17 protein-coding genes and 1 pseudogene are annotated in these 18,491 nt (G+C 71.0%); 5 read left to right on the top strand and 13 right to left on the bottom strand.

What is annotated here, in order from left to right; genetic code table 11:
* Nucleotides 1–17: 17 nt before the first annotated feature.
* Together CWC38_RS02760 and CWC38_RS02755 are read right to left on the bottom strand one after the other, a co-directional pair.
* Nucleotides 18–3,137, bottom strand: coding sequence for an AAA family ATPase (locus tag CWC38_RS02760; RefSeq protein WP_121845304.1), 3,120 nt, complete (start codon nucleotides 3,135–3,137; stop codon nucleotides 18–20).
* Complete coding sequence (locus CWC38_RS02755) at nucleotides 3,134–4,348, bottom strand: exonuclease SbcCD subunit D (RefSeq protein ID WP_121845303.1); 1,215 nt, start codon at nucleotides 4,346–4,348, stop codon at nucleotides 3,134–3,136. The genes CWC38_RS02760 and CWC38_RS02755 overlap by 4 nt, the downstream gene beginning before the upstream one ends.
* A gap of 673 nt (nucleotides 4,349–5,021) precedes the next feature.
* On the opposite strand from CWC38_RS02755, the gene CWC38_RS12005 reads away from it, so the two are divergent.
* The 3 genes from CWC38_RS12005 (at nucleotide 5,022) to CWC38_RS02745 (ending at nucleotide 7,798) form a co-directional block, all read left to right on the top strand.
* A complete protein-coding gene (locus CWC38_RS12005; RefSeq protein ID WP_124106136.1) occupies nucleotides 5,022–5,507 on the top strand; it encodes a DUF6318 family protein in 486 nt (161 codons plus the stop codon).
* Nucleotides 5,508–5,866: 359 nt separating this feature from the next.
* Nucleotides 5,867–6,646, top strand: coding sequence for a PKD domain-containing protein (locus tag CWC38_RS02750; RefSeq protein ID WP_121845302.1), 780 nt, complete (start codon nucleotides 5,867–5,869; stop codon nucleotides 6,644–6,646).
* 72 nt (nucleotides 6,647–6,718) lie between these two features.
* Nucleotides 6,719–7,798, top strand: coding sequence for an ADP-ribosylglycohydrolase family protein (locus tag CWC38_RS02745; RefSeq protein ID WP_121845301.1), 1,080 nt, complete (start codon nucleotides 6,719–6,721; stop codon nucleotides 7,796–7,798).
* A 106-nt stretch (nucleotides 7,799–7,904) separates the two neighbouring features.
* Here the strand turns inward: CWC38_RS02745 and CWC38_RS02740 are convergent, their stop codons facing one another.
* The 8 genes from CWC38_RS02740 to clpS form a co-directional block, all read right to left on the bottom strand.
* On the bottom strand, nucleotides 7,905–8,486 hold the full coding sequence (locus tag CWC38_RS02740) for a 3'-5' exonuclease (protein WP_121845300.1): 582 nt from the start codon (nucleotides 8,484–8,486) through the stop codon (nucleotides 7,905–7,907).
* A 41-nt stretch (nucleotides 8,487–8,527) separates the two neighbouring features.
* A complete protein-coding gene (locus CWC38_RS02735; protein ID WP_121845299.1) occupies nucleotides 8,528–9,388 on the bottom strand; it encodes a phosphotransferase family protein in 861 nt (286 codons plus the stop codon).
* 3 nt (nucleotides 9,389–9,391) lie between these two features.
* Nucleotides 9,392–10,075, bottom strand: a complete 684-nt coding sequence (rdgB, locus tag CWC38_RS02730; protein WP_121845298.1) for an RdgB/HAM1 family non-canonical purine NTP pyrophosphatase — start codon at nucleotides 10,073–10,075, stop codon at nucleotides 9,392–9,394.
* A complete protein-coding gene (gene rph / locus CWC38_RS02725; RefSeq protein WP_276309552.1) occupies nucleotides 10,065–10,871 on the bottom strand; it encodes a ribonuclease PH in 807 nt (268 codons plus the stop codon). The genes rdgB and rph overlap by 11 nt, the downstream gene beginning before the upstream one ends.
* 10 nt (nucleotides 10,872–10,881) lie before the next feature.
* Nucleotides 10,882–11,721, bottom strand: coding sequence for an MBL fold metallo-hydrolase (locus CWC38_RS02720; RefSeq protein WP_121845297.1), 840 nt, complete (start codon nucleotides 11,719–11,721; stop codon nucleotides 10,882–10,884).
* A gap of 26 nt (nucleotides 11,722–11,747) precedes the next feature.
* Nucleotides 11,748–12,641, bottom strand: coding sequence for a glutamate racemase (murI, locus tag CWC38_RS02715; RefSeq protein WP_121845296.1), 894 nt, complete (start codon nucleotides 12,639–12,641; stop codon nucleotides 11,748–11,750).
* Between the two features lie 68 nt (nucleotides 12,642–12,709).
* On the bottom strand, nucleotides 12,710–13,270 hold the full coding sequence (locus tag CWC38_RS02710; RefSeq protein ID WP_121845295.1) for a DUF2017 domain-containing protein: 561 nt from the start codon (nucleotides 13,268–13,270) through the stop codon (nucleotides 12,710–12,712).
* The gene (clpS, locus tag CWC38_RS02705) at nucleotides 13,270–13,620 is read right to left on the bottom strand and encodes an ATP-dependent Clp protease adapter ClpS (RefSeq protein ID WP_165860323.1); all 351 of its coding nucleotides are present in this window, start codon (nucleotides 13,618–13,620) and stop codon (nucleotides 13,270–13,272) included. Before clpS ends, CWC38_RS02710 begins: the two co-directional genes overlap by 1 nt.
* A 64-nt stretch (nucleotides 13,621–13,684) precedes the next feature.
* Between clpS and CWC38_RS02700 the strand changes: the two genes are divergently transcribed.
* Nucleotides 13,685–15,022 (top strand): nicotinate phosphoribosyltransferase, encoded by a 1,338-nt coding sequence (locus CWC38_RS02700; RefSeq protein ID WP_121845293.1) that lies wholly within the window; start codon nucleotides 13,685–13,687, stop codon nucleotides 15,020–15,022.
* A gap of 14 nt (nucleotides 15,023–15,036) precedes the next feature.
* Nucleotides 15,037–15,654 carry an isochorismatase family protein gene (locus tag CWC38_RS02695; protein ID WP_121845292.1) on the top strand — a complete coding sequence of 206 codons (618 nt, stop codon included), beginning with the start codon at nucleotides 15,037–15,039 and terminating at the stop codon, nucleotides 15,652–15,654.
* A 250-nt stretch (nucleotides 15,655–15,904) separates the two neighbouring features.
* On the opposite strand, the gene CWC38_RS02690 is transcribed toward CWC38_RS02695, so the two are convergent.
* The 3 genes and pseudogenes from CWC38_RS02690 to CWC38_RS02680 form a co-directional block, all read right to left on the bottom strand.
* A complete protein-coding gene (locus tag CWC38_RS02690; RefSeq protein ID WP_121845321.1) occupies nucleotides 15,905–17,689 on the bottom strand; it encodes a DEAD/DEAH box helicase in 1,785 nt (594 codons plus the stop codon).
* A gap of 173 nt (nucleotides 17,690–17,862) precedes the next feature.
* Nucleotides 17,863–18,207: a DUF3039 domain-containing protein gene (locus CWC38_RS02685; protein WP_206059844.1), complete on the bottom strand. Its 345-nt coding sequence runs from the start codon at nucleotides 18,205–18,207 to the stop codon at nucleotides 17,863–17,865.
* A gap of 32 nt (nucleotides 18,208–18,239) precedes the next feature.
* Nucleotides 18,240–18,491 (bottom strand): annotated as a pseudogene (locus CWC38_RS02680) (hypothetical protein); the annotation flags it as partial.

Genomic DNA, 18,491 nt, shown 5'->3' with positions numbered 1-18,491 from the left:
GCTCCGGCTGCCCGGGGTCACGGGCCGGTGGTGATGCTCAGGTGGGAGCCCTGCGGCGTCTTGGTGACCACGAGCTGGGTGGCGATCCGCTGCTTCATCTCGCTCACGTGCGACACCACCCCGATGACCCGACCGTCCCGCCGGAGGCCGTCCAGGGTTTCAAGCACCTGTTCGAGGGTCTGCTCGTCCAGAGACCCGAACCCCTCGTCCACGAACAGGGTGTCGATGTCCTGGCCACCGGCCTCGGCGCGCACCACGTCCGCGAGTGCCAGGGCCAGGGCCAGCGAGGTGAAGAAGGACTCCCCTCCGGAGAGGGTCTCTGTGCCGCGACGAACGCCCGTCCAGGAGTCGTCGATCTCGAGTCCGAGGCCGGCCTTCCCGCCACCGCGGGTCTGGTCCGTGTGCACGAGGGTGAACCGCCCGGAGGACATCCGGGACAGGTGCTCCGATGCCACGGCCGCAACGTGCTCGAGCTTGGCGGCCAGCACGAACGAGGTGAGCGTCATGCGCAGGGCGTTTTCCGAGGACGTGGCAGTGGCGATGTCCGCGAGCCCGCTCAACCGCTCCGAGCGTTCCCGGGCCCGTTCGTACGCTCCTTCCAGCTCCGGCACCTCCCGCGCCGAGGTCTCGATCTCGGCCGCAAGGGCCCGCAACCCTCCGAGCTGCTGGGTGAGGTGGTCTCTGAGCTGTGCTGACGCGGCCAGCTCCTCGGCACCGCGCGCGAGCGCCTCCGCGGTGAGCTCCGCCCGTTCCTCGGGGGTGAGCCGTGCGGCTCGCTGCATGTCCTCCGTGGACAGCTCCGCCTCCACGCGGGAGAGCTCCCGCTGCCGGTCCTCCAGCCAGGACTGTTCCCGCGCTGCCCTCTCGGGATCCATGAGCGCCGCTGAGACCTCCTGGGGGTCGCCGAAGGGAGAGTCCGCGAGGGCCCGGTCCAGGGCGTCCCGATGGGCGGCGGCGTGGTGCCGGGCGGAGTCCAGAGCCTGCTGGCCGGCATCCAGGTCGCTGACCAGGCGCACAAGCTCCTCCGCCCGGTCCAGGAACTCCCGGGCGGTGGCGAAGCCCCGCAGCTGCCCCGCGAGATCGCTGCTTTCCCGATCGCACCGCTCTTTGAGTGCTTCGGAGCGCGTCCGGGCCTCCTCGGCCTCCGCCGTGAGGCGGGTGGCCTGCGCCTCGAGGTCCGCGAGGCGCTCGCGCGCCTCCTCGAGCTGCTGCTCGCACATTTGCAATGCCTCGAGCGCCTCGTCCAGACGCTCCTCGGCCGCCCGCGCACCACGGGCCCTGTCCTGCACGGCGTCCAGGTCCGGATCCGCACCGCGTGCGAGCGTCTCGGCGGTGGCGCGGCGGGCCCGTTCGAGCTCCGCATGTCTTGCATCCACGGCGTCCTGGGCCACCTCACGGGCGGCGCGAGCACGGTCGAGTGTCGCCGTGGTCACGTCGTCGCCGTCCTCGATGCTCGCCGGCCGTGGGTGTTCCGTGGCCCCGCAGACGGGACACGGCTGGCCGGGACCGAGCTCACTCGCGAGGGTCGCGGCGGCATTCGCGAACCGCCGCGCCTCCAGGTCCTCGACGGCGCGGGCAGCCTCTCGCCTGGTGGCCTCCGCCCGTTCGTAGGCGGTGGCGCTGCCAGTCTCTGCCGCCCTGGCCCGTTCATGCTCTCGACTCGCCTCGACGGCGTCGCGCGCGGAGCGCGCCCGCTCCCGGATCAGCGCCTCGTCCCTGGTGGCCCGCGCAAGGTCGTCGCGTCGGCGTTCCGCGCCGCTCAGTTCCTCCCGAGCCACCCGCAGGTCGTCCCGCGTGCGCTCGGCCCGGCCCCTGAGGTCGGCGGACCGTGCGCCGTCGCGCTGGGCGGCCGCGCGGTCCTCGGCCACGGCCCGCTCTCGCTGCACGCACGAGCGCGCAGACTCCCCCGCGGCGACCGCGGTGTCCCGCAGACCCTCGGGCGGCGGCGCATCTCCCGCGAGTCCCTCGAGGAGAACTGCCCGTCCGGCGAGGACCTGCCGGGCAGCCTGCCCGGAGTCCGTGTCCGGGGCGAGCCGCCCCCGCAACTCCTGCACGCTCGCATGCAGGGAGGCCACGCGCTGCTCGGACTCCTCCACACGGTCCACGGCCCCCTGCAACTGCTGGGCCAGTGTGTGCTCACGAACCCGCCGGGCTGCTGCCTCGGCCCGCTCGGAGTCGCCGTTCAGGACGTCGAGCCTGCCGGTGAGCTCCGCGCGACGGCGCAGCAGTGCTTCGAGCCCTTCCCTGCGTGTGTGCCGCGACGCCGCCTCCGCGCAGCGGTCGGCCGCTTCACCCCGCGCCCGGCTCACAGCGTCCACCAGCGCGCCGCACCGTGTCACGACGGCGTCCCACCCGCAACGGGCGAGGTCCCGGTCCGACGGCGCGGGCTCCTCCGCGACCGGGGAGTCGGCCACCTCGGAACACAGGTCCGCGGGCAGTTCCGCCAGGGCAGCGTTCACCCGGCCCCGATAGCGCTCGAGCAACTGGTCTCCTCGTTCGACGTCAGCCTCAGCGGACCGCAACTCGGTCCTCGCCTCGTCCGCGCGGGCCTTGAGCTCGTCCTGGATCCCGGCGTAGACGTCGGTGCCGAACAGGGTTTCCAGCAGCTCTTCACGCTCCCGGGATCCCGCCTGCAGGAAGCGGGCGAACTGCCCCTGCGGGAGCATCATGACCTGGGTGAACTGCTCCCTGTCCAGACCCACCGCGTGGTGGATCATCTGGCCCACGTCGTCAGGACGGTAGCCGCGCTCCACCCACTCGCCCGAGACGAGTTCCCGCAGCAGCACCGTGGCGTGGCGCTCCGTCCACCCGGAGGCGGCCCGTTTCGACGGCGCACGCCACGCGGGCGTCCGGCTCACGTGCCACCGGCGGCCACCCGCGGTGAACTCCACGTCCACGCGCGGCCCGGTCTGCGGGTGCGCGTGGTCGCTGTGCTGGGCCTTGCGCCCACCCTTGGCGGCCGTGGTGGGCCCCGAACCGTAGAGTGCAAAGCAGATGGCATCCAGCACGCTCGTCTTGCCCGAACCGGTCTCACCGTTCAACAGGAAAACGCCCGCGTCGTTCAGCGCGTCGAAGTCGATGCTCTCGTGGCCCGGGAACGGGCCGAAGGCCGTGATCTCCAGGCGGTGCAGCTTCACCGGGACACCTCCCTGCTCCGCACCGCGGCAACGGCGTCCGAAACGTCTGTGGCCTCCGCCTCACTAAGCGACCGGTGGCGCACGTGCTCGTAGAACCTCCCGCACAGCTCCTCGGGGCTGGCCGCTTCCGCGACCCGGGTCGCGTAGGCCTGCGGGGTCATTGCCCTGCCCCCTTCCGGCTCCCAGCGCAGTTCCACCGTGCGGGGGAAGCGGGCACGGATGCGTTCCATGGCTGCCGCAGGCCTCTCGGGGTCCGTGAGAACCACCTGGCACCACGCTCCTTCGGCGGGTGAGTGCTCAGTTCCCTGCAGGAGGTCCTCCAGCCTGCCTCTCAACCGGGCAAGCTCCAGGCCCGACTCGTGCTCCAGCGGACTCACGCCACGCACCCCGTCCTCTCCCACGTCCAGGAGCCACGCACCCTTCGGGTGGCCGGCCTCGGAGAACGAGTAGGCCACGGGTGACCCGCTGTAGCGCACCGTCTCGGAGATCCGCTGCCGGCGGTGGATGTGCCCCAGCGCGGTGTAGTCGTGGTGCTCGAAGATGTCTGCGGACACGGTGCCCAGGCCCCCGGAGTCCACGATCCGCTCCGAGTCCGTGGCGTGGGCCCCCGTGACGAAGGCATGGGCCATCACGACCGACGTGACACCGTCCCGGGCACGACGGTCGGCATCCACGTCCTGCATGACGGCGCCGAGCACGCCCTGGTGCGTGGGCGCGCACTCCAGCTGCGCCGCCGCGGCGCGCGGCTCCAGGTACGGGATGCCGTACACCGCCACCGTGGTGGTGCCCGCCGAGGTGCCGTGACCCGGGACGGGGCCGTGCGGCGTCGTCGGGGTCACGAGGCCTTCGCCTGATTCGGAGAACAGCACCGGGTGTGCGGCACCTTGCGCCGTGGTGAGCAGGTGGACACCTCCGTGGGACATGATCCGTGCCCCGAAGCCCAGGCGCGCCGGGGAGTCGTGGTTGCCGCTCGTAAGCACCACCTGGGCGCCCGCCTCACGGATCTGCGCGAGGGTGGAGTTGAGAAGTTCCATCACCTCCGTGCGCGGCTGGGCGCGGTCGTACACGTCCCCCGAGACCAGCACGAGGTCGATGCCGTGCTCGCGCACCCAGGTGACGATCTCAGCCATGGCGCGCGCCTGGACGTCCAGGATGTCCACGCCGTGGAACGTGCGGCCCAGGTGCCAGTCGGACGTGTGCAGAATCAGCATGAGGTCAATGTAACGAGGGTCTCGGACACCCACAGCGCGCCTGGCGAAAACGTGGAGATCGGATGACCAGCCGCACCGCGGAGGCGATGGTCCCCGAGGGGGGTCCCGACGAGCGGACCCGGGCATCGCCCCCGTCGACCGGCGGGGTCCGGTACGAGCCTGGTCCCCCCCTCGAGCCTCCCTTCCTCATGCCCCTCGACCTGAAACATCCCGCATTATTCGTCGCGGCGATGTGTGGGAATTGTCGTCTGACCTGGCGTCATGCAAGCGCATGTTCCTCGTTCTCCACAGGCGGCGCCTTTCCACGCCCATCCGTGATCGAGCCCCCTATGATGCGGAACGTAAGGCACATCACAGATCGGCGGATTCCGCAGGGGGATTCATGGGAATGCATCATTCGCGCTCGATGCGCGGACACCTGGCAGGGTGGGCACTCGTGTGCTCGGGCGCACTCCTGCTCAAAGGCTGCGACGGGAACCAGAACGAGACCGCAGCCGGCAGCACCCAGAGCCCCTCCGCGGCCACGTCCGCAGCCTCGCCACAGGGCTCCGGGTCACCCACACCGGACGACGCCGCCGCCTCCACTGCCCACCCGTCTCCCGACGGCAGCCAGTCACCGCTGCCGGACGACTGGCGCCCCGAGGAACCCACGGTCCTCGCCACGGGACAGAAAGTGCCCGAGGATTACGAACCGGCCACCCTGGAGCACCCTGCACGCAACGTGCCCAAACCGGTGATGCCCGCGGAGGCCACGAAGGAGACTGAGGCCGGTGCTCAGGCGTTCCTGAACTACCGCGCTGATGCGCAGTGGTACGCCATGCAGACGGGTGACACAACATTGGTACGGGACGTAACCGCCGCAGAATGCTCAAAATGCACAGCGCAATTCGATGATATCGAAGCACTTTACCAACATGGCGGTTGGGCCATCGGGGGATGGGAAAAAGTAACGATACTCCCGGGTGGATTCACAAAAAGAATGGACGGGGGTTACAACTTACCGGTCGATATTATGAGTTCCGGTTCGAAGACTGTGCCTTCTTCATCCAAATCAGTGACGCAATCGCCGTTTTCCGGAACGGATCTAATCGATATTTACGTTGATTATCGCGAGGGGCATTGGACCCACGTGACAGCCTCACCCCGGGGCGCGCTGTGATGAGCGGGTCTAAAGTGGCAAAGGCGAGCACCTATCCGTTCAAAGCTAAAATAGGCTTGCTTAGTTTAGTCATTTTCGCACTCCTTCAAGCATCTTTTTCTCCTGCAAACGCTGAGGAAGATCCCTTGATTGGCGGCAGTGGCTTAGTTGGCGACTTTGGAGGGTTTCAGCACGGCGCAGCCTCCGACGGAGCGGACATCATACTTAAGCTGCGCGCTCACTTAGGCGGAGAGGGTGGCGTCACTCGTCCGCGCAGTAACGCACCTGGCGGCTTCGGGCCCGACCAGCAAAGGCAGACCGGCGTCGCCTGGAACCCCGACACCGATCCCGCCTTCCAGAAGGCCCTCCGGGACCGTCTCATGTCCGACGACGACTCGATCTTCTTCAATGCCCGCCTCATGGACACGGCCAAGAACAATACAACCTACGGGCTGCAGGACCCGTGCACCAAGGAGAAGGGCTCCGGTCTCAAGAGGTGCCGGGCTGCCCAGGAGTGCACGGACGAGTCCGGTGCGGCGGGCGTGAACATGGACATCGTGGTGGGTGGGGCGAACGAGGGTTCCCGTTCGGCGCGGGGCACCCAGATGTGTGTCTCCGATGCCCAGGCCGCGGGCACGAACGACGACGGGTACGTGCCCCTCCCCGTGTTCACGTTGCAGGATTTTCAGCGACTGGCCGTGGCCCCGGCCGAGAACCACGTTCAGCCCACGCCGGACACCCTGAAGAACATGAACACGAACGTCTACGCGGTGGCCCAGCCGCAGTCGTTCGAGACCGCCCTGGGAGGCTATCCGGTCTCGGTGCGTGCCTACCCCGTCCAGTACACCTGGAACTACGGTGACGGAACCACCCTGGGGCCGACCCCGCTCACGGGATCGCCGCTCGCCGAGGGGGCCTGGGACGTCCCCACGGACACCTCCCACGTCTACACGGCAACCGGGGACTACTCCGTCTCGCTCACCACGTACTTCTTCGGGGAGTACAACATCGCGGGCACCGGCTGGCAGCCTGTGGCGGGCTACAACCAGGTGGTCTCCCCCGCCGTTCCGCTGAGCGTGTGGCGAGCCACCGTGCACAACGTGGCCGACGACTGCCGGATCAACCCGTCCGGACTGGGCTGCCCGGGCGGCTCACGCTGAGAGGGAACGGTTCACCCGGCACCACGGGGGCCAGCGGGTGAACACGGTTCGTCGAGTTCCTAGACTGGGCGCATGAGCACCCCGGACAGCCCCGAACTGATCGCCCCGGACCGAGGACTGGATGCGACCACCACCGCCTACCCGCTCGTGGTGCGCGCCGTACTTCTGGCCCCGTTGCACGAGACCCCCGGCGGCCTCCCGGATGAGGCCACCCACCTGGCCGCCCGCACCGTGGCCGCCCTCAACGAGGTGGCGCGCTGGGCGAACGACGGCCAGTCCGCCGATCCCACGGCCTGCGCATGGCTGGGCTATCTGCGGTGGGCGGTTGCGAACGGCGCACGACTGCCCAGCGACGCTCCGCACCCGCCCACTGACGACTTCGACCGGGACCATCCCCTCCTCGCCCAACCGGGCGAGCACGCGGGGGACAGCTTCGCAGCTCTCGCCACCGGTGCTCTCGGGGAGGTCGTCCGACCGGTGCTGCCGCGTGCCGGGAGCCCGGAGGTCCTGGCACGCACCGCACCGTACGGTCTGCTGCCCAACATCGGGTGGAAGTCCCTCGTGGCCCTGGCGGTGGACTCCGCGGCCATCACCCACGGAAGCCCGGAGTCCCAGACCGCCGCCGTAGCGATGGCCCTGGCGGTGCATGCTGCGGCCCGGGCCGCTGAGATCAACGCAAGCCTCACGGAGGTCGTTGCTGAGACCGCCCGCGTGTGCGAACTGGTCACCCGCCCCGCACCGGTGACCCTGGGTCTCCTGACACGCTGCGCCGATCCAGCGGCACGTGAGGACCTGCTGGACGCGGCAGCCGCGGGGACCGCCGCTTCCGAACCGGAGCTGGCGGCGTCGTACGCGCTGGCCCTGGGGCTCGCCGCGCTCCTTGCGGTCGAGGGAGAGTCGGGGAACCGCGAGGAGAACGACGTCGCTCGGCGGGCTCTCGGGCGTCTGCCCGGTTCCGGACCGGTCGCGCGGGCTGCCCGCACCGCCGCGGTCACGGTCGCCGCTGCACGCTGGCCCCATCCCAGCGCGGAGGGCGCGGAGGACCGCTCCGGAGCGGGGCACGGCCACGATGCCGCGCGATCGGGTACGCGGGACGCGCAGGCGGAGCTGGAGCAGCTGGCCGCGGAGTGGAACGCCCGCTGGCGGCCCTGACCGGACGCGTCGATCTCCGGCCGCTCCCGAAAACGACGGGAGGACCGGGGCGCCGCCCCACGCCGGTTCCTTGACGTGCGTAGCACGCCGCGGGACCGCAGGCGGCTCACAGGGCGGCGCGTTGCACCGTCACGCCGTAGTGCGCGGCGAGGCCCGCCATGTCACGCGCCCCGCTGCGCCGTGCGAGGTCGAGCACGATCCCGGCGCACGCCAGGGAGTCGCTCAGCGCGTTGTGGTGCTCCACCACCTCGGCGCCTGCCGCGCGGGAGGCCGAGGGCAGCGCGTATGAGCGCAGCGTGTAGGCCGCCCGCGCGAGCCGCAGGGTGCAGGCGTAGTTCCAGGGGCGCGCCACCCCACCGCACGCCGCGTTCGCGGCGCGGATGACGCCGGTGTCGAACACGGCGTTGTGCGCCACGAGAGTGGAGTCGGGGTCCTCGTCGGTGAGGTTCTCGCACATCCACTGCCACAGCCGGTCGAAGGTGGGAGCGTTCCGCACGTCAGCCGGGCGGATGCCGTGGATGCGGATGTTTCCCGCCTCGAACGCGTCGTGACCCGCGGGGGGCCGGATGAGCGAGTAGCGGGTGTCCACCACCTCACCGTCCCGGACCCTGACCACCCCGAGGGCGCACGCGGAGGCAAGGCTGCGGTTGGCGGTCTCGAAGTCTATGGCGGTGAAACTGACGGGCACCCGCCCAGACTAGGCACCCGCTCCGACATGCTCGGGGGTGGTCAGACGGCCGCCATGGCCCGCGTCTCGAACCACGCGTCCGCCTTCTCCACCGCCTGGCGCACCTGGGCGGTGTCGAGCTCGTGGTGCAGGGCGTACGCCACGGCCTGCAGGGGGAAGATCCGCGCGTGCAGCCGGGCCCGGCGGCAGCTCTCCTCGTCGGTGGCGTCACCGACGCTGGCCCAGCCGAACCACAGCCCCAGCGAGGCGACGTCGTAGGCGGGGTCCCCCAGGCACGCGTGGTCCCAGTCGATCACGCCCACCAGGTGGTCGTCCTGCCACAGCATGTTGGAGCCCATGAGGTCCCCGTGCACCAGCCGCGGTGCCACCGTCTCGAGTGAGACGAGGTCTTCAATGGCGCGCAGGGCCCGGTCCCTGTTCCGGGGCAGCAGCCGTGGGAGCACCTGGTCGAGCAGCACGTGCCGCCGCCGGTGGCCGCCCCAGTGCTGACCGGGCCGGTCCAGCCACGGTTCGGCGCCGCTCGGGTCCGCGTGACGGATCTGCTGGAGCACCCGGTGCAGCTCGCGGGGATCCACGGGACCGGGAGACCTCGGTGCCCCGGGGATCCAGGTCATGCCCACGGCGGTGTAGCGGCCGTCCTGGATCACGGGAGTGAGGGGGCGGGGCACCGCGAAGTCGAACTCGGGCATCTGGGCGAGCGCCTTGGTGCGGCGCCGCACGTTCTCCCCGGAGATGGGGTTCTTGGCAATGCGCACACTCATCATGTGGCCGGCGTTCACCACGATGTGGGCCGAGCCTCCGGCGTGCAGCTCCCACTCGGAGCGGTCCACGTGCACGCCGGCCTCGGCGAGCACCGCTTCCACGGCTCGGGCAAAGGGGAGGTGTCCGCACGCGAAGGTCATGGGTCAGTCCTCGCGCCCCGATCGGGTGGAAGAGGACGCGCTGGTCTCGTGCCCGGTCTCCCGTTGCAGGAACTCCAGGACCCGGGGCAGCACGGCCGCCATGGCCCGGGCCCGGTGGCTGATCCGGTTCTTGTGCTCCGGCGTGAGCTGCGCGCAGCTCAGCCCGTTCTCGCCGTGGGGCGCGAAGACGGGATCGTAGCCGAACCCGTTCTCCCCGGCCGGTGCGGTCAGCAGCGAACCCGGCAGCTCCCCCAGCACCACGTGCTCGGCGCCTCGCGGGTTCACCACGGCCGCCGCGCACACGAACCTCGCACCGCGGTGCTCCGGCGCGATGTCCGCGAGCTGGGCGAGGAGCAGGCGGAGGTTGGCGGCGTCGTCGCCGTGGCTGCCGGACCAGCGGGCGGAGAAGATCCCGGGCGCTCCACCCAGGATGTCCACGGCGAGCCCGGAGTCGTCCGCGAGTGCGATCAGACCCGACTGCTCGGCGGCGGCGCGGGCCTTCAGCAGGGCGTTCTCCTGGAACGTGGTGCCGGTCTCGACGACATCGTCCAGCCCCACCGCGCCCGCGTCCACCACGATCCCGGGATCGGACAGGCCCGCGTCCGCGAGCATGGCCCGCAGCTCGCGGACCTTGCCCTGGTTGTGCGTGGCGAGCACCAGACGGGCGTCGCCGGTGTCATCGGACACGGCTGGACTCCAGGGTCTCGCGCTGGATCTGGGAGAGCTGGGCGCAGCCGGAGACGGCGAGGTCCAGCAGGGAGTCGAGCTCGTCACGGCGGAAGGGCACGCCCTCCGCGGTGCCCTGGACCTCCACGAAGTCCCCCGATCCGGTCACGACCACATTCATGTCGGTCTCGGCGCGGACGTCCTCCACGTAGGGCAGGTCCAGCATGGGAACGCCGTCGATGATGCCCACGGAGACCGCGGACACGGAGTCGGTGAGGGGGTTCACCCGGGGCTTGAGCACCCCGTTCTCGTGCGCCCAGGAGATGGCCTCGGCGAGCGCCACGTACGCGCCGGTGATCGAGGCCGTGCGCGTGCCGCCGTCGGCCTGCAGCACGTCGCAGTCCAGCACCACGGTGTTCTCGCCGAGGGCCTTGAGGTCGATGACGGAGCGCAGGGACCGACCGATGAGCCGGGAGATCTCGTGGGTGCGTCCGCCGATCTTGCCCTTCACGGACTCGCGCGCGGAGCGGGTGGACGTGGCCCGCGGCAGCATGGCGTACTCGGCGGTGACCCACCCGCGCCCCTCGCCCTTGAGCCAGCGGGGCACGCCCTCGGTCAGGGATGCGGTGCACAGCACCCGCGTGCCGCCGAACTCGATGAGCGCGGAACCCTCCGCCTGCTCGGACCAGCCCCGGGTGATGGTGATGGGACGTAGCTCGTCCACGGCCCGTCCGTCCGCGCGCACCACGGGGGATGCGCCCTGACCCTCCTGCGCAGTGCGTGCCGAGGAGTGTGCCGGACCGTGGGGCGAAGTCATGCTCGTCAGCCTATCCCTCGCCACCCGGGCGTGCCAACGCATCGACCGAACGACCGGTCGGGTCCGCCACCACGTACGAGGCGCCCGCACGGGCCACCGACACCGGGCCGTCGTAGGCCCCCGCGGCGTCGGACTCGGCCACCCGGGGGTCGTTCCACACGGGCAGGTGCGTGAGCAGCAGGCGACGCACGCCGGCCTCGGCCGCGGTCTCTCCGGCGCGCCCCCCGGTCAGGTGGATGCCGCGCAGGTGGTCCTCCCGGCCGTCCTCGTACGCGGCCTCGCACAGGAAGAGGTCCGCGTCCCGGGCCGCCGCCACGAGCTCCTCGCACGAATCCGTGTCCCCCGAGTAGGTGAGCACCTCCGTGCCGTGCGGACCGCGGTGCTCCACGCGCAGGGCGAACGGCTCCGGGCAAGGGTGGTTCACCGCGTACGGAGTGACGGTGAACGGGCCAACGGTCACGGGAACCCCGGTCTGCCACACGTGGAAGTCGAACTCCGTGTCCATGGAGTGCTCGGCGGGGAGCATGTGCAGCTGGTTGAGGTAGGTGTGCAGCATGGACGGGCCGTAGAGGGGAATCCGCTCCCCCTGCCATCCCCGGGGGTCCCACTTCACCGCCACGTGCAGCCCGCCCACGTCCACACAGTGGTCCGGGTGCAGGTGGGAGAGCATGATCGCGTCGATGGTGTGCAGGTCCACGTGGCGCTGGAGCGCCCCCAGTGCGCCGTTGCCCATGTCCAGCACGATGCGCCACGTGCGCCCGTTCTCGTCCTCGCCGGTGACGAGGTAGCAGGACGCCGGAGAGTCTGGGCCCGGGAAGCTGCCGGAGTTGCCGACCACGGTCAGGATCATGCGTGTTGGCCTTTCTGCGTCCCCGCTCAGCGCTGAGCGGGATGGATCGTCGCGAGGGAACCGGTGGGGTACTGCTCGGCCACCGACGCCGTGTGCCGGACCCGGACCACCTCGGGCCCGAGGAATCTCTGGGCGAGGCCCTCGAAGCGCACGGGATCTCCCGTGGCGAGGAACTCGTGGTGGGGGGCCAGGCCGGGATCGCGCTCCAGGCTGTGGTCCATGAGGCTGCGGTAGACGTCCCGCGCGGTCTCCTCCGCGGAGGAGACCAGGTTCACGCTCTCCCCCATGACGTAGGAGATCACCGCGGTGAGCAGCGGGTAGTGGGTGCAGCCAAGCACCAGGGTGTCCACCTGTGCGTCCTTGAGCGGCTGCAGGTACTGCTGGGCGGTGCGCAGCAGCTCGGGGCCGGTGGTCACGCCGCGCTCCACGTACTCCACGAATTCCGGGCACGCCACGGAGGTGATCTCCAGCTGCGGGGCGGCGGCGAACGTGTCGTCGTACGCTCGCGAGCCGATGGTCGCCTCGGTCCCGATCACGCCCACCCGGCCCGAGCGGGTGGTGGCCACCGCGCGACGCACCGCGGGCTGGATGACCTCGGTCACGGGGATGTCGTAGCCGCGGGTGTAGCGCTCACGGGCGTCGCGCAGCACGGCGGCGGAGGCGGTGTTGCACGCGATCACCAGCAGCTTCACGCCGGAGTCCACGAGCTCGTCCATGATGCGCAGGGCGTTGGAGCGCACCTCCGCGATCGGCAACGGACCGTACGGGCCGTGGGCGGTGTCCCCCACGTAGAGGATCTCCTCGTGGGGCAGCTGGTCGATGATCGAGCGCGCCACCGTGAGTCCGCCCACACCCGAGTCGAACACGCCGATGGGCGAGTTGGGATTGGGCCCGGCGGAACGAGATCGATCAGCATGCATACCGGGAAACTGTAGTGCTTTTCCCGTGTCCCCTCGCGCGTGAGTCACCTTGTGCCGTGAGGCCTGCGTCACCTCGCGGGCAGGGTCTTCAGCAGCGCGTTCATGAGGGTCTCCTGCAGCCAGGAGACGAAGTTGTAGACCACGCCCATGTACTGCTCCACGGACTCGGCCTTCCCGAAGTCGGTGAGCTCGGCCACGCGCTCGGCGTCCTCGGGCGAGTCGATGCGCAGCCGGGAGGCCAGCACCAGGCGGACATCGTTGAGCGAGCGGGCGAAGTCCTGCGCCTGCTCCGTGGTGAGCACCACGGGCTCGGACTCCAGGGCGAGGGAGGACGCCCTCAGCGCGGCGATCTTGCGCTCCCGGAGGGACCGGTCCGTGAGCCGCCGGAACTCTGCGGCCTGCTCGGGGTCCGACGACGCCGGGGGCAGCATCCGCCGCAACGCCGGGTCCGTGGGTTCGGGCACGTCCTCGTCCCACCCCACGAGCGCCTCCAGCGGATCCTGCTCCTCGCGCGGCTCCGGCGCCAGGGTCTCGCCCACGTCCGAGAACAGCTTCTGGAGCAGCCGCACCTCGGGGGCCTCGAACCGTCCCACGATGCCCTTGCGTGTGCGCTTGAAACCGTGTGCCATCAGTTCTCCCCCGCCTTCTCGTAGGTGGCCCACAGGCCGTAGCCGTGCAGTGCGCTCACGTGGGTCTCCGCCTCTTCCAGGGTGCCCGTGAACACGATGGAGCGCCCCCGGTGGTGGACCTCGAGCATGAGGGCGCGTGCTTTGGCGTCCGGATAGCCGAAGTGGGCGCGGAACACGTAGACCACGTAGCTCATGAGGTTCACGGGGTCGTCCCACACCACCACGTTCCAGGGCACGTCCACCGCCGTGACGGCCTCCTCCTCCGTGGTGAGCGCGGGAGACTCCGCAGGAGCAGCGCTCACCAGGACGGTGCAGGCGGGGGCGTGGGCCGTGAGGGCAGTAGTGGACATCGTCCCCATGGTAACGGCGGCCCCGCGGATGTGCTCTCCGCCGGGCGCCCACTAGGCTGGCAGCGTGAACGAGCACTCCTCCTGGCACCCGCAGGCCACGTCCCTGCTGACGGACCACTACGAGCTGACCATGCTGCAGGCCGCCCTGCGCGCCGGCACGGCGTCCCGCCGCAGCGTGTTCGAGGTCTTCGCCCGGCGGCTGCCGCACGGCCGCCGCTACGGCGTCTTCGCGGGCGTGGGCCGGATCCTGGAGGGCCTGGAGCAGTTCCGCTTCACGGACGAGCAGCTGCGCTTCCTGCGCGACACCCGCGTGGTGGACGCCGCCACGGTGGCCTACCTGGAGAATTTCCGCTTCACGGGCCAGATCCGCGGCTACGCCGAGGGCGAGACGTACTTCCCGTACTCGCCGCTGCTGAGCGTGGAGTCTTCCTTCGCGGAGGCGTGCGTCCTGGAGACCTACATCCTCTCCGTCCTGAACTACGACTCGGCGGTGGCCTCCGCCGCGTCCCGCATGGTGGGTGCCGCCGGGGACCGGCCGTGCATCGAGATGGGTTCCCGTCGCGCCCACGAGGAGGCGGCCGTCGCGGCGGCACGTGCCGCCGTGGTCGCGGGCTTCGAGTCCACCTCCAACCTCGAGGCCGGGTTCCGCTACGGCGTGAAGACGGTGGGCACCGCGGCCCACTCCTTCACCCTGCTCCACGACTCCGAGGAGCAGGCCTTCCGCGCCCAGCTGGACGCCCTGGGGGTCTCCACCACGCTGCTAGTGGACACCTACGACGTCGAACGGGCCGTCCGCCTGGCCGTCGAGATCGCCGGGCCGGACCTGGGCGGCGTGCGGCTGGACTCGGGTGACCTCGTCACCCAGGCGGCCTCCGTGCGCGCCCTGCTGGACAAGTTCGGCAACTCCAACACCCGCATCACGGTCACGAGCGACCTGGACGAGTACGCGATCGCCGCGCTGCGGGCCGCGCCCGTGGACGCCTACGGCGTGGGCACGCGGCTGGTCACCGGCTCCGGGGCCCCCACCTCCTCGATGGTCTACAAGCTCGTGTCCCGCGAAGGGGCCTCGGGCACCATGGAGCCCGTGGCGAAGGCCTCCTCCGGGAAGGCGTCCGTGGGGGGCGAGAAGTTCGCCCTGCGCCGTCGTTGCCCCCAGGGGGTGGCCACCCACGAGATCGTGGGCGTGTCCCACGCACCGCGGGACGACGGCGACGACCGCCCGCTGATCGTGGACTACGTGACCGGTGGCGAGCTGCGGGACGGCTTCACGGGCCCCGAGGCCGTGACCAAGGCGCGTGCCCGCCACGCGGAGTCCGTGGCGGAGCTGCCGCGGGCCGCGCACCGGCTCTCCGAGGGTGAGCCCGTCATCCCCACCGTGATCGAACCCGGAACCGCACACTGAGCAGGGAGGCAACCGTGCGCACAGCACTGCTGATCGTGGACGTCCAGAACGACTTCTGTGAGGGAGGCAGCCTGGCCGTCACCGGAGGTGCCGCGGTGGCCGCGGGGATCTCCGAGTACCTGGAGGTCCACCACGCGCAGTACGCCGCGGTGGCGGCCACCCAGGACTGGCACGTGGATCCCGGGGAGCACTTCAGCGACACCCCGGACTGGGCCACGAGCTGGCCCGTGCACTGCGTGGCCGAGACCCACGGCGCGCAGATCCACCCGGAGCTGGACACCGAGCACGTCACCGAGTTCTTCCGCAAGGGCGCGTACGACGCCGCCTACTCCGGTTTCGAGGGTCTCTCCGCCCCGGACGTGGACGTCCCCATGGGCGAGCCCGAGGAGAGCACGGACGAGGACCGTGTGAGCCTGGACGACTGGCTGCGCGAGCGCGACATCAAGGCCGTGGACGTGGTGGGACTCGCACTGGACCACTGCGTGCTGGCCACCGCCCGCGATGCCGTGGACGCCGGCTACGAGACCCGGCTGCTGCTCCCGCTCACGGCCCCGGTCTCCCCGGAGGGCGGCGAGCAGGCCGTGGCGCAGCTGGAGGACGTGGGCGTGGAGGTCGTCACGGACCTGCCCTGACGCGTTCCCGCCGCGCGCGGCCCCGGGGGAGCGAACCAGTGGGGAGTGGCCCGGTGCGGGAACGGGCCGGCTCGGATCGGGAGGTGGTCCGTACGCGTCCGCGCGGTCCTGCGGCGGCCCACGTCTGGACGCCCGGGTCCTCGCACGCCGGGGTACGAACCCCGCGGTGGACCCCCGGGAGGGCGTCTTCCGGAGCGCCCGAGAGGTGCGGAGCGTGGAGGACCCGGCCCTGCGGCGTCGTGCCCGGGGGCTACTTGCGTCCGATGAACCAGCGCTGCAGCAGGGCGATCCGCGCATTGAGCTGCTCTTCGGAGGCCTGCGCCACGGCGGGGCCGCCGCACTTGGCGCGCAATTCGTTGTGGATCACGCCGTGCGGGGTGCCCGTGCGCGCGGACCACGCCGAGACGTTCTTGGACAGCTGCGCCCGCAGGTCCTTGAGCCGCCGGTGGTCCGGGACGGCGGGCTCCTCCGGTTCCGGGCTCACCCGCCCCTGCCGCTGCACCGAGCGGGACTGGCGCTCGCGCAACAGGGCGGAGACCTGCTCGGGGTCCAGCAGACCGGGAATCCCGAGGTACTCGGCCTCCTCCTCGGAGCCCACGGCCGCACCGCCGCCGAACGCACCGCCGTCGAAGAGCACCCCGTGGAACGAGGCGTCCGAGTCCAGTGCCTGGAAGTTGCCCTGGGCGAGCGCCGACGAGGCCCGGTCCTCGCGGTTGGCCTCCTCCAGAAGGTCGTCGTCCCAGCCGGTCTCCATGGGCTGGTCGAAGTCCACGACGTCGGGCACGCTCTTGGGCTTGTCCAGCGCGTGGTCCCGCTCCTCCTCCATGGAGTTCGCGAGCGCCATGAGCACGGGCACCGAGGGCAGGAACACCGAGGCCGTCTCACCGCGCTTGCGGGCACGCACGAAGCGGCCCACGGCCTGCGCGAAGAACAGGGGCGTGGAGGTCGACGTCGCGTACACGCCCACTGCCAGGCGGGGCACGTCCACCCCCTCGGAGACCATGCGCACGGCCACCATCCACCGCTTGTCGGACTCCGAGAACTGGTCGATCTTGTTCGAGGCCGCCTTGTCGTCCGAGAGCACCACGGTGGGCCGCTCCCCCGTGAGGGCGTGCAGCTGCTCGGCGTAGGCCTTGGCGTCCTGGTGGTCGGTCGCGATCACGAGCGCACCCGCGTCCGGCACGGTGCGGCGCACCTGGGTCAGGCGCTGGTCCGCCGCCCGCAGCACGGACGGGATCCACTGGCCCTGCGGGTCCAGAGCCGTGCGCCACGCGTGGGAGGTGATGTCCTTGGTGAACCCCTCCCCGAGCTGCGCGGCCATTTCCTCCCCCGCGGACGTCCGCCAGCGCATCTGACCCGAGTACGCCATGAAGATCACCGGGCGCACCACGTGGTCCTGCAGGGCGTTGCCGTAGCCGTACGTGTAGTCCGCCGTGGAGCGGCGGATGCCGTCCGCGTCCTCGGTGTAGGTCACGAACGGGATCGGTGAGGTGTCCGAGCGGAACGGGGTGCCCGTCAGGGCGAGCCGCCGGGTGGCGGGCTCGAACGCCTCGCGCAGTCCGTCCCCCCAGGACAGCGCGTCACCGGCGTGGTGGATCTCGTCCATGATCACGAGGGTGCGCCCGGCCTCGGTGCGCGCCCGGTGCAGCAGCGGCTTGTTCGCCACCTGCGCGTAGGTCACGGCGGCCCCCATGTAGCCCCGGCCGTGCTGACCGTCCGCGTTCTTGAAGTTGGGGTCGATGGCCAGCCCCACACGGGCCGCGGCGTCCGCCCACTGCCGCTTGAGGTGCTCGGTGGGGGTCACCACGGTCACGCGCTGGACCACTCCGGCATCGTGCAGCTTCTTGGCCACGGTCAGCGCGAACGTGGTCTTGCCGGCCCCGGGGGTCGCCACGGCCATGAAGTCCCGCGGCTGCGCCTGCTCGTAGCGCTGGATGGCCTCCGCCTGCCAGGCGCGCAGCTTCGGGGCGGTGCCCCACGCGGCTCGGTCCGGGTACGCCGGGGGAAGGTCCGCGGCCGCCCCGAAAAGGGACATCTGGTCGTTCTCTGACACGTGGTGCTCGTCCTCTCCGCGCGCTCCGGGGCGCGCATCTGCCCCGCTCCCGGGACGACGCCGCCGGGTGCGGACCGCTGGCACGGCAACGGCGCCCGCAGTGCGGGCGCCGCCGGTGTCCCGTGGTGCGGGACGGGGGTGGTGCGGGGGTGCCGTCAGTCCTCGGGCTTGTCCTTGCCGGGGCGCAGGCCCTGGTAGATCTCCTTGCACTCCGGGCACACCGGGAAGCGCTGCGGATCGCGTCCGGGGGTCCACACCTTGCCGCACAGGGCGATCACGGGTTCGCCGGACAGCGCCGACTCCATGATCTTCTCCTTGCGGACGTAGTGGGCGAACCGCTCGTGGTCACCGGGCTCCGCGAACTGGCGGGTCTCCTCACGCTCGATCGTGGCTGTTCCCCCCACGGTCTCGGTCCCGGACTCGGTGCTGAGGAGCACCCGGCGGGCCCACGCGGCAGGGCCCTGGACGTGCTGGGCTTCGGTGGTTTCCATGCCCTCCACTGTACCCCGTGCACCGAAACCGGGTGTCCGGCTCAGCGGTACCCGGCCACCTCCTGCAGCAGCTCGGGACCGCGTGCTTCCAGCCACTTCCCGCCCACCCGGACACCGGTCCAGAGCAGGATGGCCCCCTCCGCGAGGCCCACCGCGAGCGCCGCCCAGCTCCACACGGCGGCGCCGGTGCCCAGGTGCACGAACAGGAGCACCAGGGGCGGCAGCGCGAGCAGCACCATGAGAGCCATGAGCACGAACTGGAGCAGCAGGTTGAGGATGGTGAAGCCCTGCGG

The organism is Kocuria tytonicola, assembly GCF_003687455.1.
Lineage (GTDB): Bacteria > Actinomycetota > Actinomycetes > Actinomycetales > Micrococcaceae > Kocuria > Kocuria tytonicola.
Note: the sequence above shows the minus strand (reverse complement) of the source record. Positions and strands in the feature narration are given on the sequence as shown.